The sequence below is a fragment of the Pedobacter sp. genome (assembly GCF_041662865.1).
In the GTDB taxonomy this organism is placed as follows: Bacteria; Bacteroidota; Bacteroidia; order Sphingobacteriales; family Sphingobacteriaceae; genus Pedobacter.
Genome location: NZ_JBAZRL010000120.1, coordinates 1 through 1,330 on the forward strand (window position 1 = coordinate 1; position 1,330 = coordinate 1,330).

The following is a 1,330-nucleotide window of genomic DNA, read 5'->3' on the forward strand; positions in this document are numbered from 1 at the left end:
AAACTTAGCGCTGAAACCAGAAAAATCTACTAGTTATGAAGCAGGGACAAGCGTTTCATTTTTAAATGATCAAGTTAAGTTGAGAGTGGTAGGTTTTAAGCGTGATAATACTGATGCGATAATTTATGGCGTAAATGGGTACATCAATCAAGACGAACAAAAAGATCAAGGTTTTGAGATAGAACCGAGTGCTAAATTTGGTAAATTCTCTTTAAGCACCTATTATGCCTATGTAGAAGGAAAGCAAATTACTGGAGAAAAGACTGTTGATGTATTGCTACGCAGACCAAAGAACTCGTATGGATTGAATTTAGGTTTCGACGCAACTAAAGATTTATACGTAAGCTTGAATTATAAGTTTACAGGTGACCGCATTGACAGTGACTTTAGTACTTATCCATCGGTTAATAAAACGTTAGCTTCTTATCAGTTGGTTGATTTTTATGCGCAGTATACCTTGGTGAATAAACGCTTAAAAATCTTTGCTGACCTAAAGAATTTAACAAATGAGAAGTATACGGAAATCATTGGTTATCGTACAATGGGTTTCAATATGAATGCTGGATTAAGTTTTAGCTATTAACTAATCGTCATCCGATGAGTACTGGCACGATGCAAGGTCTCATCGGATGACGATTTATTTATAATCCATTTTATACTTGCTTAAATCTGGAGCTTGTTTTTTTGTTCTATTTAATTCAAACTCATAAATACTTCTGCCTAGATTTTTCATGAAAGGAAAACATACGCTTTCGTATTCATATTTGCTGTCGTTGTAAATCCCGTCTTCGTTAGATTGCACTACAGCAGTTAAAAAGAATTCGATATTATTTTTGAAGTCGACGAAATAGGAGTTATCTATGATAAAACCATAACTATCACCATACTTGTTGAAAATTCTGATATTCGGATCAATAGTTGTATTTTTTGCTCTTCCATAAAATAACATTTTCGCATAGGTGGGCCAAAATTCTTTTTCATCATACTTTGGATAATCACTTTCAGTGGGTAATTTACTCATATAGGTATAGATGAGTTTATAGTCAGCTGGCGTTAAATTAAAACGCTCTTTCTTCGGAAATGATTCTGGCATCATTAATTTAATCATTAACGATTGTTGGTCTGCAATCGTAAAAACATTTTTATTAGCAAAACTATAAGGCTCCATAATGACTTGTTCCTTGCTGTCGACATAGCCTTTACCAACAATTAAATTTCTTAACTCTAGCTCGTAATTTTTATCGTCATATTGTGCTGGCTGATGATAAATTAACTTATCTCCATCATAAAAATTAATAGGATTGGTGTTCCTTGCTGATTCACCTCCATC

1 protein-coding gene and 1 pseudogene are annotated in these 1,330 nt (G+C 33.6%); one reads left to right on the top strand and one right to left on the bottom strand.

The window, feature by feature from the left end; translation table 11 throughout:
* The coding region (locus WC622_RS16930) for a TonB-dependent receptor domain-containing protein (RefSeq protein ID WP_372820869.1) at positions 1-583 on the top strand (583 nt) is incomplete at its 5' end.
* Positions 584-637: 54 nt separating this feature from the next.
* Here the strand turns inward: WC622_RS16930 and WC622_RS16935 are convergent.
* A pseudogene (locus WC622_RS16935) lies at positions 638-1,330 on the bottom strand (hypothetical protein); the annotation flags it as partial.